Genomic DNA, 22,252 nt, shown 5'->3' with positions numbered 1-22,252 from the left:
GGACATGCTCCCGCATCCTCCGGCGCCGGGGGCGATTTCTCCCCGGCTGGATTTGCCCTAGTCGAAAGTCAGCATGATCTTTCCGATGTGATCGCCGTGCTCCATCATGCGATGACCGGCCGCCGCCTCGCCGAAGGGCATGACGGCGTGGATCACCGGGGCGATGCGCCCCTCCTCCAGCAGCGGCCAGGCGTTCTCCAGCAGCGCGTCGCGGATCTCCTGCTTTTCCGCCGCCGTGCGCGGGCGCATGGCCGAGCCCATCAGGTGCAGGCGCTTCTGCAGGATGGGCGCAAGGCTCACCTTCTCCGCGAAGGTGCCGCCGAGGAAGGCGATGATCGACAAGCGCCCGTCGCGGGCGAGCGACTTCAGGTTCCGCTCGAAATAGGCCGCGCCGATCATGTCGAGGATGACGTCGACGCCGGCCCGGCCGGTCTCCTCGGCAATGACGGCGCAGAAGTCCTCGCTGCGGTAGTTGATCGCGCGGCTGGCGCCGAGATCGAGGCAGGCCGCGCATTTCTCCGCCGTGCCCGCCGTCGTGAAGACGCGCGCGCCGAAGGCGCTGGCGAGCTGGATCGCCGTCGTGCCGATGCCGCTGGTGCCGCCGTGGATGAGCACGCTCTCGCCGCGCTTCAGCCCGGCCATCATGAAAAGGTTCGCCCAGACGGTGAAGAAGGTCTCCGGCAGGGCCGCCGCCTTCACCGCGTCGAAGCCTTTGGGGAACGGCAGCGCCTGGGTCGCCGGCACCGCGCAGTACCGCGCATAGCCGCCGCCGTTCGCCAGCGCGCAGACACGGTCGCCGAGCGCATACCCCGTGACGTCCTCGCCGATCGCCACCACCTCGCCCGCGATCTCCAGGCCAAGGATGGGGCTTGCATCGGGCGGCGGCGGATAATCGCCCTTGCGCTGGAGCACGTCCGGCCGGTTGATGCCGGCGGCTGCGACGCGCACGAGGATCTCGCCGCTCCTCGGCTGCGGCGTCCTGCCCTCCATCACCACGAGATTGTCCGGGCCGCCATATTCGCTGAGCCCGACATAGGACATGGATGAGGGCAATGACATGGGTATATCTCCCGGCAGATGTGACGTGGCGCTCTCCTGCGGCGATTCTAGCCGAAAGCACGAATCTTTTGAATCGCCTGCGGCCGTCTGCGCGAGGGATACGTTAACGGCGGCATGCCAACTTTCGGCCGTAAAGCGCTGAAATTCCGGCCGTTTCGCGACAGGCAGAATTAAATCTTGTTAATTTGAAAACGGATTTTTCCGGGCCTACCGTCCTTTTCGAAGCCGGGGAGCGCCGGCGGCTCCACCCCAAGGGGCCGCGACACGACGCTTCCGGACGGTTTCGCAGCGGCCCGCTGCGGCGCGCCTTCTCCGTCATGAATGACGGGCGGCGCTGCAGGGGCCAATTCAGGACGACACAGATGCGTGTTCTTCTTTCCAACCTCGCCATCGTCACGGTTCTCGCCACCCCGGCCCTTGCCCTCGCCGCCCAGACGGCGACCGGCACGGTCAAGGACTACAACAAGGCGTCGATGTCCCTGACGCTTTCCGACGGCACCGTCTACCAGCTTCCCAAGGGGTTCCACGATCCCGGGCTGAAGGCTGGCGAGAAGGTGTCGATCTCCTTCGACATGTCCGGCAAGAACCACGAGGCGAAGACGGTGAAGATCCTTCGCTAGCGTGGCAGGGGCAGGCTCGAAAGGGCCTGCCCTCCTGTTTCAACGCAGGGCGGCCCCCTGCCCTGCACTCACGGATGCCGAGGACAGGACGAGCCCCCCGTCGCTGCCCTTGGCATCCGCCTTCAGGCCGGCGATGCGGCTGCTGATCTGCCCCGCCTCGCCGATCACCTCGCCCTCCGGCAGGACGAGGACCGCCGCCGAGCAGCGCATCAGCGGGAAGGTCGCCTCCTGGCCGGCGCGGTCGCGGCCGCGGATCTCCCCGGCCAGCTGGTCCTCCGGCGAATAGAGCAAGCGCACCTCGCGGGCGAAATCGGCGAGCAGATGCTCCAGCACCCCGCGCACCGCCTCGACGGAACGGCCGGAAATGCCGGCGAAGAAATCGTCGCCCCCGACATGGCCGATGAAGACGTCCTCGCCGACGAAGTCGCGGCGCATCAGCGAGGCGAAGAGCGAGAGCGCAAGGTCCCCCTTGTGGAAGCCGTAGTGATCGTTGAACGGCTTGAAATTGTCGAAATCGAAATAGCACAGGCACCGGATCTGGTCTCCGTCGAGCGCCTTGTCCTGCAGGTAGTCGCGGATCGAGCGGTTGCCGGGAAGGCCGGTCAGCGGGTTCTGGTCCTCCGCCGTCTTCAGCCGCTTCTCGTTGATGATCTTCAAAAGCGAGGAGGCCGACAGGATGCCGGCATAGCGCAGGTTCTCCGTCAGGATCACGCATTCATTGCCGCCCATGCCGGTGAAGACGTCGAGCAGCTGCTCGGCGGGCGTGTCGAGATCGGCGATCGGCGCCATGGTGACGAAATGCGACAGGCTCTTCTGGTAGAGCTTGTTCTTCAGGAGGTCGCGGCCGAACGGGTGATAGGAGAGTTCCTTGACGTGATATTCGTGCAGGATGCCGCGCGGCTCGTCATTGGCGTTGAGCACCGGGAAGAAGGTGCGCTTGGGATCGCGCCGGAAGAATTCGAAGACCGATTCCAGGCTCTCGTTCTCGCGCAGCACCGCGACCTGCTCGATCTCGCGCCGGATGAGGATGCTGTCGAGCGTGCGGGAGGAGCGGCGCCGCCCGCCGGCGCGCGCGACCTGCGCATAGACCGGGCCCAGCGCGGAAAAATCCGTGACGGGGCGCGAGACGAACCAGCCCTGCACGAGATCGCAGCCGGCGTCGCGGCAGGCGACGAACTCCGCCTCGCTCTCCACCCCCTCGGCGATGACGCGGATGCCGAGCACATGGGCGGCATTGACGGTGTTGCGCACCAGGTGGCGCTTGCGCGCGTCGTTCTCCATGCCCGAGATGAAATGGCGGTCGATCTTCAGATAGTCGACCGGGTGGTCGCAAAGCAGCTTCAGGCCGTTGTGCCCGACGCCGAAATCGTCGATGGCGAGCTTGAAGCCGGCAAGGCGCAGCTTGCGGACCAGCAGGGCGAAATCCGGCTGGGTGTCGTTGTCGAAGCGCTCGGAAATCTCGAAGCAGATCGAGGAGGCCGGAATGCCGGCGCGGGCGAGATGGCCGGCCAGGCGCTCGACGAGGTCCGCCCCTTCCGGCACGAGGCGGGAATCGAGGTTGATGAAGAGCGTGCGGGAGCGGAAGTCCGGCAGCGCGGCAAAGGCGGCGATGGCGCGGCTGTTGACCATGTGCTCCAGCGCCAGAAGCTGGCCCGCCTCGTGCGCCCGGTCGATCAGGTCGAGCGGCGAGCGGAAGCCGAGGCGATCGAAGCCGCGCATCAGCGATTCGTAGCCGAAGACCGCGCCCGTCACCGCCTCGACGATCGGCTGGAAGGCGGTCTCGATCACCAGCTTGGCGAGGGTGACGATCTCGCCATCCCCGAAGCGGCGAAGGGCGAGCAATTCGGCGGCGGACATGTGCGGCTCCAAGACGTGGACGTTGCCGCGAAGTTTCTCCGCCGAGGCCTGAAAAAACCGTTTCCGTACTGTGACAGTTCGATGAAATCTCAATGACTACAAGGCGTTGAAAAAGGTTTCCCTCATATAGGCAGCGCCAGCAGCAAGGCGCCGCCGCCGATCATCAGAACGGCCAGCCAATGGGCCGGCGAAAGCTGCTCGCCGAGGAACAGGACGGCGAAGACGGCGACCAGCACGACGGAGAGCTTGTCGACCGGCGCGACCTGGGCGGCCTTGCCGATCTGCAGCGCGCGGAAGTAGCACAGCCACGAGGCGCCGGTCGCAAGGCCCGACAGGACGAGGAAGATCCAGCTTCTCGCGGGCACGCTTGCCGGCGCCTGCCAGTTGCCGGCGAGCGTCAGCATGAGGGCGAGCGCCAGGAGGATGACGACGGTGCGCACGAAGGTCGCGAAGTCGGAATTGACCTCGGCGATGCCGATCTTGGCGAAGATCGCCGTCAGCGCCGCGAAGACCGCCGAGCCGAGCGCCCAGACCTGCCAGGATGTCAGGAGCGCCTTCACACCGCACCGCCCGCGAGCATTGCCCGCGCGAAGGCAAGCCCCGCCGCCACGGCGAGGAGCGAGAAAAGCACCGACGCACCGACATAGAGCGCCGCCAGCCCCGCCTCGCCGCGCTCCCAGAGCAGCGCCGCGTCGAGCGAGAAGGCCGAGAACGTGGTGAAACCGCCGAGGATGCCCGTCGTCAGGAACAGCCGCATCTCCTGCGGCAGGTGGCCGCGGAAGGCGAAGGCGCCGGCGATCAGCCCCATCAGCAGGCAGCCGAACACGTTGATGAGAAGCGTGCCGGCGGGAAAGGCGGTGCCGAACAGCCGGGCGGCCAGCACGTTCACCCCATGGCGGCTGGCGCCGCCGACGCCCGCCCCGAGAAAGACGATCAGGTAATTCATGTCCGCTGCCCTCACAGTCCGTTGTCACGACATCCGGACAACAAAAAACCGCCCTCGGGCGGTCGCAGAACATGCTCCCGCCGTCGACGGCCATCGCTGGCCGGTCTGGCAGGAGCTATCAGCCGGTCACACGGCGGTTGTCGGGGAGCTCCATCCCCATCCCACGCGGTTTTTCTAGGCGCTGCCGCGGCGCCTGTCAAACGGTGTCCGGCCGGCCACGGGGGCTATTTGCGCAGCGCAAGACCGAAGGCGATCAGCGCCCAGCCCTGCATGGCAAGGTCGAAGGCGAGGAAGAGGCCGAGCAACCACAGGCTGTTGACCGGCCAGCCGAGGAGGAAGACCAGGCCCGCAAGCGTCGTGACGATCCCGCCCGCCATGAGCCAGCCCCAGCCCTTTTCCGGCCGGGTGCGCCAGGCGGCGAAGATGCGGAAGATGCCGGCGACGAGCAGCGCGGCGGCCATCAGCAGGGTGAGCACGGCCGAAGTCAGCACCGGGTTGACGAAGGCGAGCACGCCGGCCGCAAGATAGAGCAGCGCGCTGAGCGCCCAGGCGATCGTCTCCCGCCAGGCCTTGACCTGGAAGGCATGCGCCAGATGCACCGCCCCGCCGACGATCATCAGCATGCCGACATAATAGACGGTGGCGACCGTCGCCCAGAAGAGATTGGCGGCCGCAATGCCGCCGAAGACGAGCAGCACGACGCCGAGGCCGACGAACCAGCCCCATTTTGCGCGTACGTCCGTAAGAGGGTTCATTCCGGGAGAGAGGACCATGGTGCACCTCGAAAAAAGAATGAAAACAAAGGCAGGCTAACACGGAACGCCGCCGCTTCGCGACAGCGAATTGACGCAGCGCACGCCGCGAAGATTTTTATTGATTGATCACTCAATTAAAAATACGCTTGCGAAAAATCAGGAAAACGCCATGCCGAAAGTTGGAATGGAGCCGGTGCGCCGCAAGGCGCTGGTGGACGCGACGCTGAGGGCGGTCGGCGACCATGGCTCGCTGGCCGTCACCATGTCGGAGATCGCCCGCCATGCCGGCGTCTCCCCGGCGCTTGCCCATCACTATTTCGGCTCCAAGGAGCGGCTCGTCATCGAGACGATCCGCAGCCTCCTGCGCCAGCTGCGCGCCGATGTGGTGGCGGCGCTGGCGGCGGCGACGACGCCGCGTGAACGCCTCTCGGCGATCATCCGGGTCAACTTCCAGGCGCACCAGTTCGCGCCCGAGACGGTCGCGGCCTGGCTTGCCTTCTACACCGAGGCCCAGCGTTCCGAGGCGGTGCGGCGCCTGCTCGTCGTCTATGCGCGGCGGCTGAACTCCAACCTGCTGTCGAGCCTCAAGCCGCTCTGCCCGGCCGGGACCGCCGGGGAGATCGCCGACGGGGCGGCGGCGATGATCGACGGGCTCTATCTGCGGCAGGGGCTGAAATCGGCGCCGGTCAGCATCGAATCCTCGATCGCGCTGACGGAGCGCTATGTGGATGCGCAGCTTCGGGCCTGCGAGGCGGAGGCGGCGGGATGAGCAGAACAGCCCCACACAGCAACGTCACTTCAAGGATCCGCCCGTGACCGCCAGCAAGCCCAACATCCTGATCATCATGGTCGACCAGCTCAACGGGAAGTTCTTCCCGGACGGGCCGGCCGACTTCCTCCATGCGCCGCACATGAAGGCGCTCGCCGCGCGCTCGGCGCGGTTCCGCAACAACTACACCTCCTCGCCGCTCTGTGCGCCCGCCCGCGCCTCCTTCATGGCCGGGCAGTTGCCGAGCCGCACGCGGGTCTACGACAATGCCGCCGAATACATTTCCTCGATCCCGACCTTCGCGCATCACCTGCGCCGCGCCGGCTACTACACGGCGCTGTCGGGCAAGATGCACTTCGTCGGGCCGGACCAGCTGCACGGTTTCGAGGAGCGGCTGACGACGGACATCTATCCGGCCGATTTCGGCTGGACGCCGGATTACCGCAAGCCCGGCGAGCGCATCGACTGGTGGTATCACAACATGGGATCGGTGACGGGCGCGGGCGTCGCCGAGATCACCAACCAGATGGAATATGACGACGAGGTCGCCTTCCTCGCGGGTCAGAAGCTCTACCAGCTCTCCCGCGAGAACGACGACGCGGCACGGCGCCCCTGGTGCCTCACCGTCTCCTTCACGCATCCGCACGATCCCTATGTGGCGCGGCGAAAGTTCTGGGACCTCTACGAGGACTGCGAGCACCTGCTGCCCGAGGTCGGCATGCTGGAGGAGCAGGATCCGCACTCCGCCCGCATCCTCGCCTCCTGCGACTATGCCAAGTTCGCCATCAGCGGCGAGGACGTGCGCCGCTCGCGCCAGGCCTATTTCGCCAACATCTCCTATCTCGACGAGAAGGTCGGCGAACTCGTCGACACGCTCACGCGCACCCGCATGCTGGACGACACGTTGATCCTGTTCTGCTCGGACCATGGCGACATGCTCGGCGAGCGCGGCCTGTGGTTCAAGATGAACTTCTTCGAGGGTTCGGCCCGCGTGCCGCTGATGATCGCCGGCCCGGGCGTCGCCCCCGGCCTGCATCTCGCGCCGACGTCGAACCTCGACGTGACGCCGACGCTGTGCGACCTCGCCGGCATCTCCATGGACGAGGTGATGCCCTGGACGGACGGCGAAAGCCTGCTGCCCGTCATCAACGGCGCGGAGCGGACCGCGCCGGTGCTGATGGAATATGCGGCGGAGGCCTCCTATGCGCCCATCGTCGGCATTCGCGAGGGCAAGTGGAAATACATCCACTGCGAACTCGACCCGGAGCAGCTCTACGATCTGGAGACCGATCCGCTCGAACTGACGGACCTTGCGACGTCGGACGATCCTGTCATCAAGGCGACGCTGGAAGGCTTCCGGCAGATGCGCGAGGCGCGCTGGGACATGGCCGCCTTCGACGCGAGCGTACGCGAGAGCCAGGCGCGGCGCTGGGTGGTCTACGAGGCGCTGCGCAACGGGGCCTATTATCCCTGGGACCACCAGCCGCTGCAGAAGGCCTCCGAGCGCTACATGCGCAACCACATGAACCTCGACAATCTCGAGGAATCCAAACGCTATCCGCGGGGAGAATGAGATGAAAGCCCAACCGAAAGCCTCGCACTTCATCGACGGCGACTATGTGGAAGACGCCGCCGGCACGCCCTTCGACAGCATCTACCCCGCCACCGGCGAGGTGATCGCGCGCCTCCACGCCGCAACGCCCGCCATCGTCGAGAAGGCCATCGCCTCGGCCAAGCGCGCCCAGAAGGAATGGGCGGCGATGAGCCCCACGGCGCGCGGCCGCATCCTCAAGCGGGCGGCGGAGATCATGCGCGAGAGGAACCGCGAGCTGTCCGAGCTGGAGACGCTCGACACCGGCAAGCCGATCCAGGAGACCATCGTCGCCGATCCGACCTCGGGCGCCGACGCCTTCGAATTCTTCGGCGGCATCGCGGCGGCGGGGCTCAACGGCGACTATATTCCGCTCGGACAGGACTTCGCCTTCACCAAGCGCGTGCCGCTCGGCGTGTGCGTCGGCATCGGCGCCTGGAACTATCCGCAGCAGATCGCCTGCTGGAAGGGCGCGCCGGCGCTCGTCTGCGGCAACGCCATGGTCTTCAAGCCCTCGGAGAACACGCCGCTCGGCGCGCTGAAGATCGCGGAGATCCTCGTGGAAGCCGGCCTGCCGAAGGGGCTCTACAACGTCATCCAGGGCGACCGGTCGACCGGCCCGCTGCTCGTCAACCATCCCGACGTCGCCAAGGTCTCGCTGACCGGCTCCGTGCCAACGGGCAAGAAGGTCGCGGGCGCCGCCGCCGCCGACCTCAAGCATGTCACGATGGAGCTCGGCGGCAAGTCGCCGCTCATCGTCTTCGACGACGCCGACCTCGAAAGCGCCATCGGCGGTGCGATGCTCGGCAACTTCTATTCGACCGGGCAGGTCTGCTCGAACGGCACCCGCGTCTTCGTGCAGAAGGGCATCAAGGACAGGTTCCTGTCGCGCCTGAAGGAGCGGACGGAAAGGATCGTCATCGGCGATCCGATGGACGAGGCGACGCAGCTCGGCCCGATGGTCTCCAGGGCCCAGCGCGACAAGGTTCTGGACTATATCGAGAAGGGCAAGGCGGAAGGCGCGACGCTTCTGACCGGCGGCGGCATTCCGAACGACGTGTCGGGCGAAGGCACCTACATCCAGCCGACCGTCTTTGCCGACGTCACCGACGACATGACCATCGCCCGCGAAGAGATTTTCGGCCCCGTCATGTGCGTGCTTGACTTCGACGGCGAGGACGAGGTGATCGCCCGCGGCAACGCCACCGAATTCGGCCTCTCCGGCGGCGTCTTCACGGCGGATATCACCCGCGCCCACCGCGTCGTCGACCAGCTCGAAGCCGGCACGCTCTGGATCAACACCTATAACCTAGCCCCCGTGGAAATCCCCTTCGGCGGCTCCAAGCAATCCGGCTTCGGCCGCGAGAACTCGCTGGCCGCGCTGGAGCACTATTCCGAACTGAAGACGGTCTATGTCTCAATGGGCAAGGTCGAGGCGCCGTATTGAGATGGGCGCCTCAGTCCGCCACGTCCACGACGAGGTCATCGAGATCGACCCTCAGAGCCTTCGCGATGCGCTTGAGCACGTCGACGGAGCCGGTTTTCTTGCCGGCTTCGATCTCGGAGAGGTAGGGCTGGGAGATACCGGCGGCTTCGGCGAGCTCGGAGACCGTAAAGCCGCGATAATTCCGGAACGTGCGGATGCGGCTGTCGGTTTCCCAAAGCTCGTAGACGAGTTCGGCCGGCCATGTTTCTTCACCCGCCCGCACACGCGCCATGATTCGCTCTGCCGCGATCGTGTCGAGAAGGTCCTCGTAGTCGTCTTCCGGCACGAGGACATAGGACTGCCCGTCGATCACGGTCTTGCGCACCTCGCCCATTGTTCACTCCTTGTAGATACCGCCGCGCGGCCCAACTTCGACGACGATAACCAACGCCGTTTGCTCATCGATGATAACGCGATCGTCGCCGACACGAATGCGCAGAAGCGCGCTCCCCTTGAGCTTCTTGACGTCGACGACGTCGCCACGCGCGAACGCATCGACCTTGGACCGGATGGCCGTCCGTCGCTTCGGCTGCATTCGGTCCAGAACCTTTGTGGCAGCCTTGGAATACTGCACCACCTTCATTCCAAGATTATAGCAAATAGCTATACTCCGATCAACCAGCGGTAACAGGCCATGACCAACGCAGACTACATCATCATCGGCTCCGGCTCCGCCGGATCGGCGCTCGCCTATCGCCTCTCGGAGGACGGCAGGCATACGGTCATGGTGCTGGAATATGGCGGGTCGGATATCGGGCCGTTCATCCAGATGCCGGCGGCGCTCGCCTGGCCGATGAGCATGAAGCGCTACAACTGGGGCTATCTCTCCGAGCCCGAGCCGAACCTCAACAACCGGCGCATCACCGCGCCGCGCGGGAAGGTGATCGGCGGGTCGTCCTCCATCAACGGCCTCGTCTATGTGCGCGGCCATGCCGAGGACTTCAACCGCTGGGAGGAGCTCGGCGCGCAGGGCTGGGCCTATGCGGACGTGCTGCCCTACTACAAGCGCATGGAGACCTCGCATGGCGGGGAAGCCGGCTGGCGCGGCACCGACGGGCCACTGCACGTGCGGCGCGGGCCGGTGACCAACCCGCTCTTCCACGCCTTCATCCAGGCCGGGCAGCAAGCCGGTTTCGAGCTGACGGACGACTATAACGGCTCCAAGCAGGAAGGCTTCGGCCTGATGGAGCAGACGATCCACAACGGCCGGCGCTGGTCGGCGGCGAACGCCTATCTGCGCCCCGCCATGAAGCGGCCGAACGTCTCGCTCGTGCGCTGCTTCGCGCGGAAGATCGTCATCGAGAACGGCCGGGCCATCGGCGTCGAGATCGAGCGGGGCGGCAGGATCGAGGTGGTGAAGGCGAACCGTGAGGTCATCGTCTCCGCCTCCTCCTTCAACTCGCCGAAGCTCCTGATGCTCTCCGGCATCGGCCCGGGGCAACACCTGAAGGACATGGGGATCGAGGTGAAGGTCGACCGGCCGGGCGTCGGCGCCAACCTGCAGGACCACATGGAGTTCTACTTCCAGCAGATCTCGACGAAGCCCGTCTCGCTCTATTCCTGGCTGCCGTGGTTCTGGCAGGGGGTGGCAGGCGCGCAGTGGCTTGTCTCCAAGGGCGGGCTCGGCGCCTCCAACCAGTTCGAGGCCTGCGCCTTCCTGCGCTCGGGACCGGGGTTGAGGCAGCCGGACATCCAGTACCACTTCCTGCCCGTCGCGATCTCCTATGACGGCAGGGCGGCGGCCAAGAGCCACGGTTTCCAGGTGCATGTCGGCTACAACCTGTCGAAATCGCGCGGCAACGTGACGCTGCGCTCCGCCGATCCGATGGCCGATCCCGTCATCCGCTTCAACTACATGAGCCATGAAGAGGACTGGGTGAAGTTCCGCCATTGCGTGCGCCTCACCCGCGAGATCTTCGGCCAGAAGGCCTTCGACGAGTTCCGCGGGCCGGAAATCCAGCCGGGCGCCGCCGTCGAGACGGACGATCAGATCGACGCCTTCCTGCGCGAGCACCTGGAAAGCGCCTACCATCCCTGCGGCACCTGCCGCATGGGCGCGGCCAGCGACCCGATGGCGGTCGTCGATCCCCAGACCCGCGTCATCGGCGTCGAGGCCCTGCGCGTCGCCGATTCGTCGATCTTCCCGCACGTGACCTACGGCAACCTCAACGCGCCGTCGATCATGACCGGCGAGAAGGCGGCCGACCACATCCTGGGCAGGCCGCCCCTCGCCCGCTCCAACCAGGAGCCGTGGACCAACCCGCGCGCGGCGGTGAGCGACCGATAAAAACTTTGGAACCTTGATGGCCGCACGGAATTGAGGCGGGCAATCGCCTCAAAGGGGGGAGCCTGTGGCAACATACAAAAAGGTTTCGCATCGTCATATCCGCAAGGAGACCGACCTCGTCGTCACGCTGATCGAGGGCATCGGCGGGCCCTGCGCCTTCATCACCGATCCGGCGCAGGCCCGCGACACGATCCCCATTCCCGTGGAGGAAGCGCTCGCCGGCGCAAGGCAGGTGATCGCCGGCGACCCCAGGCCGCGCAACATCGTCATCGTCGACGAGGACGACCTGTGGGACGATTGCTGGGGCACGCTCGCGCCGCATCCCGAACGAAACGTCAGATGAAGGCGATCCAGCGCCCCGCCAGCACCGCGCCGACCCAGATGACCATCGAAAACAGCGCCTGCATGCGCAAGGCGGGAGGGGCGCTGTCCGTCGCCAGCGCCGTCTGCCAGGCGCCGCGTGCGTGCAGGACAAGCGCATTGACAATGCCGAGGGCGACGAGCGCGACCTTGACGAGGAAGGCGGGGTTCCCCGCATATTCCTGCGCCCGCACGGAGAAGAGGCAGAGGCCGGTCGCGAGCGCGGCGACGACGCCGGTCGCCGCGGTGCGCGAGAGCAGCGGGCCGACGGCGACGATCGGCGCGGCGCGGATGAGGCCGACGAGCCGCAGGTCGAGCGGCAGGATGGCCCCGACGACGAGGCCGATCGACAGGATATGGGCGGCGTTGACGACGAGATAGAGCGTGCCGGACGCCTTCAGCGCGGCGGCGACCGGCGTCGTCGAGAGCCAGGCAAGCGCCTCCATCCCCGCCCCGTCAATTCGTCTCGATGCGCTCGGGATAGATGTCGAAGACCTTTCCGGCGACGGTGATGCGCACGGCCTTCATGCGCTTCTCGTTCTGGTCGAGCGAGCGGTTGCCGAGCACGACGATCGCATCGCCCGGCTCCGCCGATCCCTCCACGAAGCCGGACCGCTGCGTCTGGCGCGGATTGCCGAGTTCGATCTTCCACACGCCGTCCGACGCCGTCTCGACCTCCAGCGAGGGATGCGGCGGGGCGATCGAGACGGTGCGGATCGTTCCGGTGAGTTCGGTCTGCTCTTCCTCGGCCCAGGTCCAGCCGTGATGCGCGAAGGCGGCGAAAGCGGTCATCGACGCGGTGGCGGCGAGGACGACCATCCGTGTTGTTGCGGCCTGCATGGCGTTCTCCTCTGTCTCTCCTGCCCCGACAGATAGGATACACCCCTGGGCCGGCGAGGCCGTTCAAGGATAGTTGAACGGCCTCGTCCAAATGAAAGGGCCGGGCAATGCGCCCGGCCCTTCCTGCCTGCTTCCGACCGGAGGTTCAGAAGAAGAAGAAATCGTTGGCGTGAAGGTCCGCCTTGTCGATGCCTTCGAGCTTGATGGTGTTCTTGCCGTAGTCGATGATGAGGTCGCCGGACTTTTCGGTGGCGTGCGAGAGCACGTCGTTGAAGTTCTTCAGCACCGACTTGTCGAGGCGGATCACGTCGCCCTTGGCGCTGCCGGCCTCGAAGTCGGTGACCGTGTCGTTGCCCTGGCCCTTCTTGAAGATGAAGGTGTCGGCGCCGTTCCCGCCGGTCAGCTTGTCGTTGCCGGCGCCGCCGTCGAGCGTGTCGTTGCCGTTGCCGCCCGAAAGCTTGTCGTTGCCGGCATCGCCGAAGAGCTTGTCATTGCCCGCGCCGCCGGAGATCGTGTCGTTCCCGCCGCCGCCCTTCAGCGTGTCGTTGCCGTTGTTGCCGGAAATCTTGTCGGCCTTGCCGAAACCGGTGAACGTGTCGTTGCCGGTGCTGCCCGAAAACTCGATGGCGTTGGCCTTGAGGATCTTCTGGAGGCTCGTCGTCGCGCCGCCATCGGTGTTCTTGCCGCCCATGATGTCGCTCAGGATCTTGCCGGCAAGGGTCTTGTCGGTGACGTTGAGGCCGGTGATCTCGATGTCGGACACCGCCTTGAAGCGCGAGCCGACGAGCTCGACCTTGTCGCCGAAGGTGATGGCCTTCAGCGAGCCGGTGATCTTGTGGGTGGCGAGGTCATAGTCCCACTTCGCCTTGCCGGCGGTCAGCACGACGCCGTAGTCCTTGAGATTGGTGCTGGCATATTGCGTGCCGCTCATGGCCATCGGGTCGGCGCTGTTGAAGGAGCCGTAGCCGTCGCGAAGATAGGTCTTGTTGAAGTTGGAGAGGTACGCGGCGAAGTTGATGCCCTTGCCGTCCTTGTTCGCATCCTTGACCGCAATCTTGATCGCCATTTTCCTCGTTCCTTCCTGTCAGGCACCCATGCGCCCCGATACTTGAATTCGACATTCAGCTATTAAATCTGATTTTTGCTGTCAAGTTTTTTGACGGCCGGGAAAGGCGGCAGGATTTCTGCCCGTGGCGCGAGATGGAGAGATATTTGCTCCCGCGCCGACATTTCAGAAATCCGTTTTGCTGTCTCGGGCCGGGCAAGGCTGCGATAATCCGGCAACTTCTCGCAAAGGCATGGAATGGAATGACTGCTCTCACCGGAAACGGGACCGCGCAGGCCCTCAATGACAAACTCGCCGAACTCGACCTTGCCGGACGCCTTGCGCTGGTGGCCGGGCTTGGCGGGCGTTCCGTCTTCACCACCAGCCTCGGCATCGAGGACCAGGTGATCACGGCGGCCATCGGCACCGAGCGCCTCGGCATCGACGTCGCGACGCTGGAGACCGGCCGCCTCTTCAAGGAGACCGTCGACCTCATCGACGAGACCGAGGACCAGTACGGCATCACCATCACGCGTTATCATCCCCGCCAGGACGATATCGACGCCTATGCCGCGCAATACGGCCTCAACGGCTTCTACGAGAGCGTCGAGGCGCGCCACGCCTGTTGCGGCGTGCGCAAGCTGAAGCCGCTTGCGCGCGCACTCGAAGGGGCATCCTTCTGGATCACCGGCCTTCGCCGCGGCCAGTCCGGCAACCGTGCCGACACGCCGTTCGCGGAGTTCGACGCCGAACGCGGCCTGGTCAAGATCAATCCGCTGGCCGACTGGGACATCGAGCGCATCAAGGCCTATGTCGCCGACAATGCGGTTCCGGTGAACCCGATGCACCGGCGCGGCTATCCCTCGATCGGCTGCGAACCCTGTACGCGCGCCATCAAGCCCGGCGAGCCCGAGCGCGCCGGCCGCTGGTGGTGGGAGAACGACGAGAAGCGCGAATGCGGCCTGCATGTGCCGGAATCGGCGATCCCCTCCCTCGAATCGAGCGCCCTTTAAAGTTCATCCGCCCCGAGGGGCGCAGAAATCCGGAGTACTACCTTTCATGTCCGATATCCGTCCCGAAGCGGAAGCGAAGCACAGTGCAACGCAGAAGCCGCCGCTCGATCCGCATCTGAAGGCGCTGGAAAACGAGGCGATCCACATCTTCCGCGAGGTCGCCGCCGAATTCGAGCGGCCGGTCATGCTCTATTCGATCGGCAAGGATTCCTCGGTCCTCCTGCATCTCGCGCGCAAGGCCTTCTATCCGGGCCGGGTGCCCTTCCCGCTGCTGCACGTCAACACGGGCTGGAAGTTCGCCGAGATGATCGCCTTCCGCGACAAGATCGTGAAGGACTACGATCTCGACCTGATCGAGCACATCAACCCGCGCGGCGCGGCGGAGAACGTCACGCCCTTCACGCACGGCTCGGCGCTCTATACCGACATCATGAAGACCGAGGCGCTGCGCCAGGCGCTCGACGCCGGCAAGTTCGACGCGGCCTTCGGCGGCGCGCGGCGCGACGAGGAAGCCTCGCGCGCCAAGGAGCGCATCTACTCCTTCCGCACGCCCGACCACCGCTGGGACCCGCGCAACCAGCGCCCGGAGCTGTGGAACATCTACAACGGCATGATCCGCAACGGCGAGAGCGTGCGCGCCTTCCCGCTGTCCAACTGGACCGAGGTCGACATCTGGCGCTATATCCAGGCCGAGGACATCCCGATCGTGCCGCTCTATTTCGCGGAAAAGCGCCCCTATGTGGAGCGCGACGGCATGATGATCCTTGCCGAGGACCCGCGGCTCGAACTGCTTCCCGGCGAAGTGAAGCAGGAAGGCGTCATCCGCTTCCGCACGCTCGGCTGCTTCCCGCTGACCGGCGCCATCCGCTCCACCGCCACGACGCTCGACGACATCATCGCCGAGCTGGAGACGGCCACCGTCTCCGAACGCCAGGGCCGCGCGATCGACCGCGACCAGTCCGGCTCCATGGAAAAGAAGAAACGCGAAGGGTATTTCTGAGATGACCGTTTCCGCCACTGCAACCGCCGAGGTTTTCTCCTTGGAAGAAACGGCCCCTGAGCACGCCCGCGCCATCCGCGATTCCCGCCCGCTTCGCCTCATCACCTGCGGCTCGGTCGACGACGGCAAGTCGACGCTGATCGGCCGCCTGCTCTGGGACACCAAGGCCGTCAAGGAAGACCAGGCCGCGACGCTCGAGCGCGACAGTTCCGGCAAGCAGAACGATCTCGGCCTGCCCGATTTCGCCCTCCTTCTCGACGGCCTGCAGGCCGAGCGCGAACAGGGCATCACCATCGACGTCGCCTATCGCTACTTCTCGACGGACCGCCGCGCCTTCATCGTCGCCGACACGCCCGGCCACGAGCAGTATACGCGCAACATGGCGACCGGCGCCTCCACGGCCGACCTTGCCGTGCTGCTGGTCGATGCGCGCGTCGGCATTCTCGAACAGACGCGCCGCCATGCCACCATCGCCTCGCTGATGGGCATCCGCCAGTTCGTGCTCGCGGTCAACAAGATCGACCTGACGCATTACGACCGCGCCCGCTTCGAGCAGATCACGCACGACTTCAAGGAATTCGCCCTGACGCTCGGCGTCAAGCAGATCACCGCCATACCTATGTCGGCGCTGAAGGGCGAGAACGTCGTCTATGACGGGCGCGCCGCCATGCCCTGGTATGACGGCCCGACGCTGGTCGAGACCCTGGAGAAAGCCACCACGCGCTCCAACCAGACGGTCGGCTTCCGCCTGCCGGTGCAGCGCGTCTCGCGCCCCGGCGAAAGCTTCCGCGGCTACCAGGGCACGGTCGCGGGCGGCTCGGTGAAGCCGGGCGACTCGGTCGTCGTCCTGCCCTCCGGCATGGTAGCGAACGTCACCAAGATCGTCACCTTCGACCTCGTGCGCAACGCCGCCGTCGCGGGCGACGCGATCACGCTGGTGCTCGACCGGCAGGTGGATGTGGCGCGCGGTGACATGATCGTCGCCATCGACAGCCAGCCGATGACCGGCCGCGGCTTCGACGCCCAGCTCGTCGCCCTCCAGCCGGACGGCATCGAGCCAGGCAAGCGCTACTGGCTGAAGAGCGGCTCGCGCCGCCAGCGTGTCAGCATCGAGCCGGTGAGCCAGCTCGACCTGAAAACCGCCAAGTGGGGTGCCGCGGACAGGCTCGGCATGAACGCCATCGGCAAGGTGCATCTCACCTTCGACGAGCAGGCGATCTTCGACAGCTACGAGCAGAACCGCACGACCGGCGCCTTCATCCTGATCGACCCCGACACCAACAACACGGTGGCCGGCGGCATGATCACCGGCCGCCGCTCGGAGATCGGCGGCATCCACAAGGACGACCAGCGCGTGCTGCTCTCCCTGCCGGCCGACCTCGCGGAAAAGATCATGGCGACCGAACTCTTCGCCAACCGCCGCCAGGACGTGGACGTGCGCCATACGAGTGCTGGGCGGGCGGCGGAGATTCTGGCCGATCTCGACGAGTAGGATTTCGCCGTGGAGGCGGCCCCTCATCCCGCTGCCGCGACCTTCTCCCCGCAAGCGGGGAGAAGGGATATGCCGCACAGCCTCCGATTTTCGGGAAACCCTTGCCTCTTTTTCCTTCTCCCCGCTTGCGGGGAGAAGGTGCCGGCAGGCGGATGAGGGGCGGCTTCAGCTTCGAAAATAAAAAGGGGGCCGCAATCGGCCCCCTTTTACCATTCCGTGTCCCGCTCAGAAGAAGAAGTACCAGAGCAGGAGGACGACGAAGAGCGGAACGCCCATCAACCAGAGGATCAAGGCCCGAGCCATAGAATTTCCTTTCCCAAACCGTTATGTCGATCGGGAAACGGTCGTGGCGCCAAATTGTTCCATCAGGGGTTGGTGAAACGCCCGCTCACCGCTCGCGGAACGCCTTGGCGAAATAGTCGGCGAGCGGCTTGATCAGATATTCCAGCGGCGAGCGCTCGGAGGTCTGGATGAAGGTCTCGACGGGCATGCCGGGCATGACATGCTTGTCGCCGAGCTTCGCCATCTCGCCGCTGTCCGGCTTGATCTCGGCCTTGTAGTAGGTGGCGCCGGTGCGCTGGTCGGCGAGCACGTCGGCGGCGACCTTCGTCACATGGCCGAAGATTTCCGGCGTCGATCGGTGGTCGAAGGCGGCAAAGCGGATATGCGCCATCTGGCCGACATGGACCTGGTCGATCTGCGTCGGCGAGATCTGCGTGGTGATGATAAGGTCCTGTTCCTGCGGGATGATGTAGAGCAGCGGATCGGCCGGGCGGATGACCGAGCGCAGCGCGTGGACCTGCATGCCGAGCACGACGCCGGCCATCGGCGCGGTGATGTCCATGCGGCTCAGCGTCTCCAGCTTGGCGTTGCGGTTCTCCTTGAGCTCGGCGACCTTCGCCTCGATCTCGCGCAGCGCCGTCGTCGCCTCCTCGCGCACCGTCGAATGGATGTTGAGGATGGCGATCTCGATTTCGGCGACGCGGCCGGCATTTTCCGCGATGTTGGCGCGGGCCTGGCTGATCGTGCCGAGGATTTCCGCCTCCTCGCGCTGCAGCGCCAGCACGCGGCTGGCATTGGTCAGCGACTGGGCGAGCAGCTTGTTCTGGGCCTCCAGTTCCTTGCCGATCAGGCTGAGCTGGGTTTCCAGCGCCTTGATGCGGCTTTCCAGGCCCTCGTTCTGCTTGGCGATCTGCGCCTTCTTCTCCTGAAGCTGGGCGGCCTGCTTGCCGCGCGTTTCGGCGCGCGCCGCCATCAGCCGCTTCTGGCCGGCGACGATCTCGGCCGCCTCCGGATCGGTGGCGACGGCTTTCAGGAGCTCGGGATCGAAGCTGATCTCGGCCGTCTCGTCCTGCTCCGCCTGGAGGCGCGCGGCGGTGCCGAGCAGGCTGAAGAGCTGGCCCTCGATGACGGCGAGCTCGGAGCGGTCGAAGGTGTCGTCGAGGCGCATCAGCACGTCGCCGGCCTTCACCGTGTCGCCTTCCTTGACGCGGATCTCGCCGACCACGCCGCCCGTCAGGTGCTGCACGATCTGGCGGTTGCTGGCGACCTCGATGATGCCGCCGGCCACGACCGCGCCGTTGATGCGCGTCAGCGCCGCCCAGGCGCCCATGCCGCCGAGCAGCACGAAGACCGTCGCATAGCCGGCGATCGCATAGCCCCGGCTGGTCCACTTCTTGTCCTTGGCGCCCGTTTCGCGAACCATGGCTCTAAAACCCTTACTTGTTGCTGCCGCCGGCACCGGCGACGACCTGCGTGTGGTTGCGCAGGTGCGCGCGCAGCACGTCGTCGCGCGGGCCGAAGGCCAGGCGCTGGCCGTTTTCCATGATGAGGATGAGCTCGCATTCCTCGATCGCCGCCGGCCGGTGCGCCATGATGACGACGGACTTGCCCTCCGCCTTCAGGTTGCGGATGGCAAGGTTCAGCGCCATCGAGCCCTCGGCGTCGAGGTTGGAGTTCGGCTCGTCGAGCACCACCAGCACCGGATCGCCATAGAGCGCGCGGGCAAGGCCGACGCGCTGCTTCTGGCCGCCGGAAAGGCGCCCGCCCATGGCCGGCAGCTTCGTGTCGTAGCCGTCCGGCAGGCGCAGGATCATGTCGTGCGCACCGGCCTTCTTCGCCGCTTCCACCACCTTCACCGGGTCGGGATCGAGCGCCATGCGGGCGATGTTCTCCGCCACCGTGCCCTCGAACAGCACGACATCCTGCGGCAGGTAGCCGACATGGTCGGCAAGGCCGTCCGTGCCGTACTGTTCCAGCGAGGCGCCGTCGAGGCGCACCTTGCCGGCGGCCGGCGGCCAGATGCCGGTGAGCACGCGGGCGAGCGTCGACTTGCCGGAGGCGCTCTGGCCGATGACGCCGAGCGCCTGGCCGGGCCGGAGCTCGAAATTCAGCATGCGCAGCGTCGCGACCTGCTCGCCGGGCGGCACGACCGTGACCTGCTCGACCTCGAGGATGGCGCGCGGCTTCGGCAGCGCCGTGCGGGGATCGTCCTCCGGCACGCGCGCCAGGAGCTCGGACAGGTTGCGCCAGCCCTGCCCGGCGCGCTGGATCAGCGACCACTGGCCGATCGCCCCCTCGATGGGCGCCAGCGCCCGGCCGATGATGATGGAGCTGGCGATCATCGCGCCCGCGGTGATCTCGTTCTGCAGCACCAGATAGGCGCCGAGCGCCAGGATCGCCGACTGCAGGAAGACGCGGAAGGTCTTCGAGCTGATCGAATAGAAGCCGTTGCTGTCGGAATAGCGGATGTTGGCCTCGAGCGTCTTGTCGCGCAGGAGCTGCCAGCGGCCGGCGACGGCGCGGCGCATGCCGAGCGCCCGCACGGTGTCGCTCTCCTTCTGCAGCGTCTGGGTCATCTCGTCGCTGAGCCGGCCGGCGATCATCGCCCGCTCCTGGTCTTCCTTCGTGCCGTTCTGGTTGAGCCAGGTGAGCCCGACGAGGATGAGGCCGCCGACGATGCCGAGCACGCCCATCCAGGGATGGAAGGTGAAGATGACGAAGAGGAAGAACGGCGTCCACGGAATGTCGAAGACCGTGAAGAGCGCGGGCGAGGACAGCACCTTCTGGATCGCGTCGAGATCGCGCATGCCGGTGACGGTGGAAATGCCCTGGGCGTGCAGGTTCGTGCGGTCGAGCACGGCGTTGAAGACGCGCTTGTCGAAGCGCGCCTGGAAGCGGGCGCCGATGCGCGCGGCGACGCGGCTGCGGATGTGGTCGAGCACGCCCATGACGAGATAGAGGCCGATGATGAGGCCGGTCAGCGCCACCAGCGTCGCCTCCGAGCGGGAGGAGAGCACCCGGTCGTAGATTTGCAGCATGAAGAGCGGCCCGGTCAGCACGAGCAGGTTCACGAAGAAGCTGAAGAGGCCGATGGCGAGGAAGCCCGTCGCGCTCGACTTCAGCGCCGCTCTGAGTTCCTCTATGCCGGCCTTGCCCGATGGACGCATGACAATGTCTCTTCAAAGATCGACGCCGGAGGCCGGCCGGCGGGCCGGCGGCATCCGGGCGGCGAAGGGCCACTCGACCGCCCCGCCGCGAGCGGCCGGATGCGGGGGCCGCCCGCATGGCTGCGCGCGTCCTCGTTTGAAGACGGTATAGGGCCCGATTTATTCGTAAATCAACAGAATTCCGACGAAACGCCTAAAACACAACTCGAACCGTCATGTTTTCCCGCCGTCCGCCGCCTTCGTGTCCTCCTCCTTCTTCATCTCGATCTTGGCGAGAATGAAGAGGACGACGAAGCAGGCAAAGGTCGCGACGACCGCGACGAACCAGTAGCCGAGGCCGACCGAAAGCCCGACGGCGCCGGCAAGCCACATGCCCGCCCCCGTCGTCAGCCCCTTCACCTCGCCGCGTGAGAAGACGATCATGCCCGCGGCGAGGAAGGCGACGCCGGAGGTGACCGCCTCGATGACGCGCAGCGGATCGATGCGCACCTGCTCGTCGGAAAAGCCCGCCATGTGCACGCTCTCGATGGACAGGATGGCGAAGACGCAGGCCGCCAGCGCCACGAGGATATGGGTGCGCAGCCCCGCGGCATGGTCGCGGTATTCCCGCTCCGCCCCGATCACCGCCCCGAGCAGGATCGCCCCCGCCATGCGGGCCAAGAGGACCGGATAGGGCACTTCGGTGCGGGGAAAGAGGTCGGCGATGATCTGTTCCATGGCTCGCCAAACGCGAAAGCCGCAGTCCGGTTCCCGCAGCGCCCCCGAAAAACAAAACGCCCGGCCTTCCGGCCCTTTCCTCAACGGCGCGAATTTTTTTGATATTTTGCGCTTGTCGAAACGAAAAGCCTGTTCTATAGAGGCGCCGCTGGTCACGGAGTGTAGCGCAGTCTGGTAGCGCACCACGTTCGGGACGTGGGGGTCGAGTGTTCGAATCACTCCACTCCGACCAGCGGAAATCCTTCTAAAACAAGGATTTACAGCCATTCCGAGGGCTAACTAAAACCTTCCCGCCTGAAAACTGACAGAAACTCTGACAGAAACCCCTCGCCGGCCGCGTGGCGGTCGAATAGAAAAGGGCCTTTCCTGACTAATTGGCCTGCCTGGAGGCAACAAAGTTCTTAGACGCGCCGCCATTGGCGGGAGCTTGGAGCATAACGTCTCCATTGGGGCCGAGAGCGGCCTGTCCGCTCTTCGATTAATATTGGCGATAGGCTGCCATTCAGTATCTAGCCTGCAAGCGAGCCACGGCTTATGCACAACCTTTGTATTATCCAACAAGCTTGCTTGCTCCGGGGGAACTTGAACGAACCTCAGACTTAGTGTCTTCTCAGATCAACTTCTGGGGGTAGAAATGCAGTCCGACTCGTTTCAACACCGCGTGTGGCAGTGGGTCGTCGCATGCTTCCCTAAATCCGCGCACCTCAACGTGCGGGAGCGGAATCATCGTTTCCTTGAAGAAGCACTCGAACTCGCCCAGGCGAACGCCTGCACCAAGGAAGAAGCCACCAACTCGTGGAATATGTGTTCGACAGACCACCAGGCGGAGTCTGCCAGAAGGTTGGCGGGGTGTAGGTGGATTACTGCCATTCGAACCCCGAAATGAACGCTCAGAGTAAACCGAAAAGCGGAAATTATTTCCGCGTTGGCGTAGAAATCTCGCGGCACGAAATCTAGGCTTGGAAG

General features: G+C 65.5%; 22 protein-coding genes, 1 tRNA gene and 1 riboswitch. Of the genes, 10 read left to right on the top strand and 13 right to left on the bottom strand.

Annotated features, from left to right (window positions below; genetic code table 11):
• Window positions 1-57: 57 nt before the first annotated feature.
• On the bottom strand, window positions 58-1,059 hold the full coding sequence (locus AABF56_RS02465; RefSeq protein WP_272804798.1) for an NAD(P)H-quinone oxidoreductase: 1,002 nt from the start codon (window positions 1,057-1,059) through the stop codon (window positions 58-60).
• A 362-nt stretch (window positions 1,060-1,421) separates the two neighbouring features.
• Here AABF56_RS02465 and AABF56_RS02460 point away from each other — a divergent pair, with 362 nt between their 5' ends.
• Entirely contained in the window at window positions 1,422-1,679 is a 258-nt protein-coding gene (locus AABF56_RS02460) for a DUF1344 domain-containing protein (protein ID WP_245082349.1), read from the top strand.
• A gap of 39 nt (window positions 1,680-1,718) precedes the next feature.
• Here the strand turns inward: AABF56_RS02460 and AABF56_RS02455 are convergent, their stop codons facing one another.
• From AABF56_RS02455 to AABF56_RS02440, 4 genes are all read right to left on the bottom strand, one after another.
• Entirely contained in the window at window positions 1,719-3,536 is a 1,818-nt protein-coding gene (locus tag AABF56_RS02455; RefSeq protein ID WP_245082352.1) for a GGDEF domain-containing protein, read from the bottom strand.
• 122 nt (window positions 3,537-3,658) lie between these two features.
• The gene (locus AABF56_RS02450; protein WP_245082354.1) at window positions 3,659-4,096 is read right to left on the bottom strand and encodes an EamA family transporter; all 438 of its coding nucleotides are present in this window, start codon (window positions 4,094-4,096) and stop codon (window positions 3,659-3,661) included.
• Window positions 4,093-4,482 (bottom strand): fluoride efflux transporter CrcB, encoded by a 390-nt coding sequence (crcB, locus tag AABF56_RS02445; protein WP_272804797.1) that lies wholly within the window; start codon window positions 4,480-4,482, stop codon window positions 4,093-4,095. The genes AABF56_RS02450 and crcB overlap by 4 nt, the downstream gene beginning before the upstream one ends.
• 102 nt (window positions 4,483-4,584) lie before the next feature.
• Window positions 4,585-4,649: riboswitch (Fluoride riboswitch) on the bottom strand.
• Window positions 4,650-4,706: 57 nt separating this feature from the next.
• Window positions 4,707-5,237: an HdeD family acid-resistance protein gene (locus tag AABF56_RS02440; protein WP_245082359.1), complete on the bottom strand. Its 531-nt coding sequence runs from the start codon at window positions 5,235-5,237 to the stop codon at window positions 4,707-4,709.
• 169 nt (window positions 5,238-5,406) lie between these two features.
• Between AABF56_RS02440 and betI the strand changes: the two genes are divergently transcribed.
• Genes betI through betB form a run of 3 tightly spaced genes read left to right on the top strand, consistent with a single transcriptional unit; the run spans window position 5,407 to window position 9,044 of the window.
• Entirely contained in the window at window positions 5,407-6,006 is a 600-nt protein-coding gene (betI, locus tag AABF56_RS02435) for a transcriptional regulator BetI (protein WP_272804796.1), read from the top strand.
• A 43-nt stretch (window positions 6,007-6,049) separates the two neighbouring features.
• Complete coding sequence (betC, locus tag AABF56_RS02430) at window positions 6,050-7,579, top strand: choline-sulfatase (RefSeq protein ID WP_272804795.1); 1,530 nt, start codon at window positions 6,050-6,052, stop codon at window positions 7,577-7,579.
• A 1-nt stretch (window position 7,580) separates the two neighbouring features.
• Window positions 7,581-9,044: a betaine-aldehyde dehydrogenase gene (betB, locus tag AABF56_RS02425; protein ID WP_272804794.1), complete on the top strand. Its 1,464-nt coding sequence runs from the start codon at window positions 7,581-7,583 to the stop codon at window positions 9,042-9,044.
• 10 nt (window positions 9,045-9,054) lie between these two features.
• Here betB and AABF56_RS02420 read toward each other — a convergent pair whose 3' ends face one another.
• Both AABF56_RS02420 and AABF56_RS02415 read right to left on the bottom strand, forming a co-directional pair.
• Window positions 9,055-9,417, bottom strand: coding sequence for a helix-turn-helix domain-containing protein (locus AABF56_RS02420; RefSeq protein WP_272804793.1), 363 nt, complete (start codon window positions 9,415-9,417; stop codon window positions 9,055-9,057).
• Between the two features lie 3 nt (window positions 9,418-9,420).
• Window positions 9,421-9,666, bottom strand: a complete 246-nt coding sequence (locus AABF56_RS02415) for a type II toxin-antitoxin system RelE family toxin (RefSeq protein ID WP_245082369.1) — start codon at window positions 9,664-9,666, stop codon at window positions 9,421-9,423.
• A 51-nt stretch (window positions 9,667-9,717) separates the two neighbouring features.
• Here AABF56_RS02415 and betA point away from each other — a divergent pair, with 51 nt between their 5' ends.
• Together betA and AABF56_RS02405 are read left to right on the top strand one after the other, a co-directional pair.
• Window positions 9,718-11,370 (top strand): choline dehydrogenase, encoded by a 1,653-nt coding sequence (gene betA / locus AABF56_RS02410; protein ID WP_272804792.1) that lies wholly within the window; start codon window positions 9,718-9,720, stop codon window positions 11,368-11,370.
• A 64-nt stretch (window positions 11,371-11,434) separates the two neighbouring features.
• Window positions 11,435-11,713 carry a hypothetical protein gene (locus tag AABF56_RS02405; protein WP_272804791.1) on the top strand — a complete coding sequence of 93 codons (279 nt, stop codon included), beginning with the start codon at window positions 11,435-11,437 and terminating at the stop codon, window positions 11,711-11,713.
• On the opposite strand, the gene AABF56_RS02400 is transcribed toward AABF56_RS02405, so the two are convergent.
• The 3 genes from AABF56_RS02400 to AABF56_RS02390 form a co-directional block, all read right to left on the bottom strand.
• Window positions 11,706-12,176 (bottom strand): DUF6644 family protein, encoded by a 471-nt coding sequence (locus AABF56_RS02400; RefSeq protein ID WP_272804790.1) that lies wholly within the window; start codon window positions 12,174-12,176, stop codon window positions 11,706-11,708. The genes AABF56_RS02405 and AABF56_RS02400 overlap by 8 nt on opposite strands.
• 10 nt (window positions 12,177-12,186) lie before the next feature.
• The gene (locus AABF56_RS02395) at window positions 12,187-12,549 is read right to left on the bottom strand and encodes a DUF6152 family protein (RefSeq protein ID WP_272807420.1); all 363 of its coding nucleotides are present in this window, start codon (window positions 12,547-12,549) and stop codon (window positions 12,187-12,189) included.
• Window positions 12,550-12,715: 166 nt separating this feature from the next.
• Window positions 12,716-13,636: a calcium-binding protein gene (locus AABF56_RS02390; protein WP_272804789.1), complete on the bottom strand. Its 921-nt coding sequence runs from the start codon at window positions 13,634-13,636 to the stop codon at window positions 12,716-12,718.
• Between the two features lie 242 nt (window positions 13,637-13,878).
• Here AABF56_RS02390 and AABF56_RS02385 point away from each other — a divergent pair, with 242 nt between their 5' ends.
• Genes AABF56_RS02385 through cysN form a run of 3 tightly spaced genes read left to right on the top strand, consistent with a single transcriptional unit; the run spans window position 13,879 to window position 17,120 of the window.
• Window positions 13,879-14,628 carry a phosphoadenylyl-sulfate reductase gene (locus AABF56_RS02385; protein WP_272804788.1) on the top strand — a complete coding sequence of 250 codons (750 nt, stop codon included), beginning with the start codon at window positions 13,879-13,881 and terminating at the stop codon, window positions 14,626-14,628.
• A 46-nt stretch (window positions 14,629-14,674) separates the two neighbouring features.
• Window positions 14,675-15,628, top strand: a complete 954-nt coding sequence (cysD, locus tag AABF56_RS02380; RefSeq protein ID WP_245082390.1) for a sulfate adenylyltransferase subunit CysD — start codon at window positions 14,675-14,677, stop codon at window positions 15,626-15,628.
• 1 nt (window position 15,629) lies between these two features.
• Window positions 15,630-17,120 carry a sulfate adenylyltransferase subunit CysN gene (cysN, locus tag AABF56_RS02375; protein ID WP_272804787.1) on the top strand — a complete coding sequence of 497 codons (1,491 nt, stop codon included), beginning with the start codon at window positions 15,630-15,632 and terminating at the stop codon, window positions 17,118-17,120.
• Window positions 17,121-17,508: 388 nt separating this feature from the next.
• On the opposite strand, the gene AABF56_RS02370 is transcribed toward cysN, so the two are convergent.
• The 3 genes from AABF56_RS02370 to AABF56_RS02360 all read right to left on the bottom strand — a co-directional run bounded on the left by AABF56_RS02370 (window position 17,509) and on the right by AABF56_RS02360 (window position 21,286).
• Window positions 17,509-18,825, bottom strand: a complete 1,317-nt coding sequence (locus tag AABF56_RS02370) for an HlyD family type I secretion periplasmic adaptor subunit (protein WP_245082396.1) — start codon at window positions 18,823-18,825, stop codon at window positions 17,509-17,511.
• Window positions 18,826-18,838: 13 nt separating this feature from the next.
• The gene (locus AABF56_RS02365; RefSeq protein ID WP_272804786.1) at window positions 18,839-20,569 is read right to left on the bottom strand and encodes a type I secretion system permease/ATPase; all 1,731 of its coding nucleotides are present in this window, start codon (window positions 20,567-20,569) and stop codon (window positions 18,839-18,841) included.
• Between the two features lie 213 nt (window positions 20,570-20,782).
• Window positions 20,783-21,286, bottom strand: a complete 504-nt coding sequence (locus AABF56_RS02360; protein WP_272804785.1) for an MgtC/SapB family protein — start codon at window positions 21,284-21,286, stop codon at window positions 20,783-20,785.
• A gap of 155 nt (window positions 21,287-21,441) precedes the next feature.
• On the opposite strand from AABF56_RS02360, the gene AABF56_RS02355 reads away from it, so the two are divergent.
• Window positions 21,442-21,518, top strand: a tRNA-Pro gene (locus AABF56_RS02355).
• Window positions 21,519-22,252 lie beyond the last annotated feature (734 nt).

The sequence above is a fragment of the Shinella sp. WSC3-e genome (genome assembly GCF_945994535.1).
Lineage (GTDB): Bacteria > Pseudomonadota > Alphaproteobacteria > Rhizobiales > Rhizobiaceae > Shinella > Shinella yambaruensis.
The sequence above is the reverse complement of the archived record's forward strand: the minus strand, read 5'-3'. Positions and strand labels throughout refer to the sequence as shown.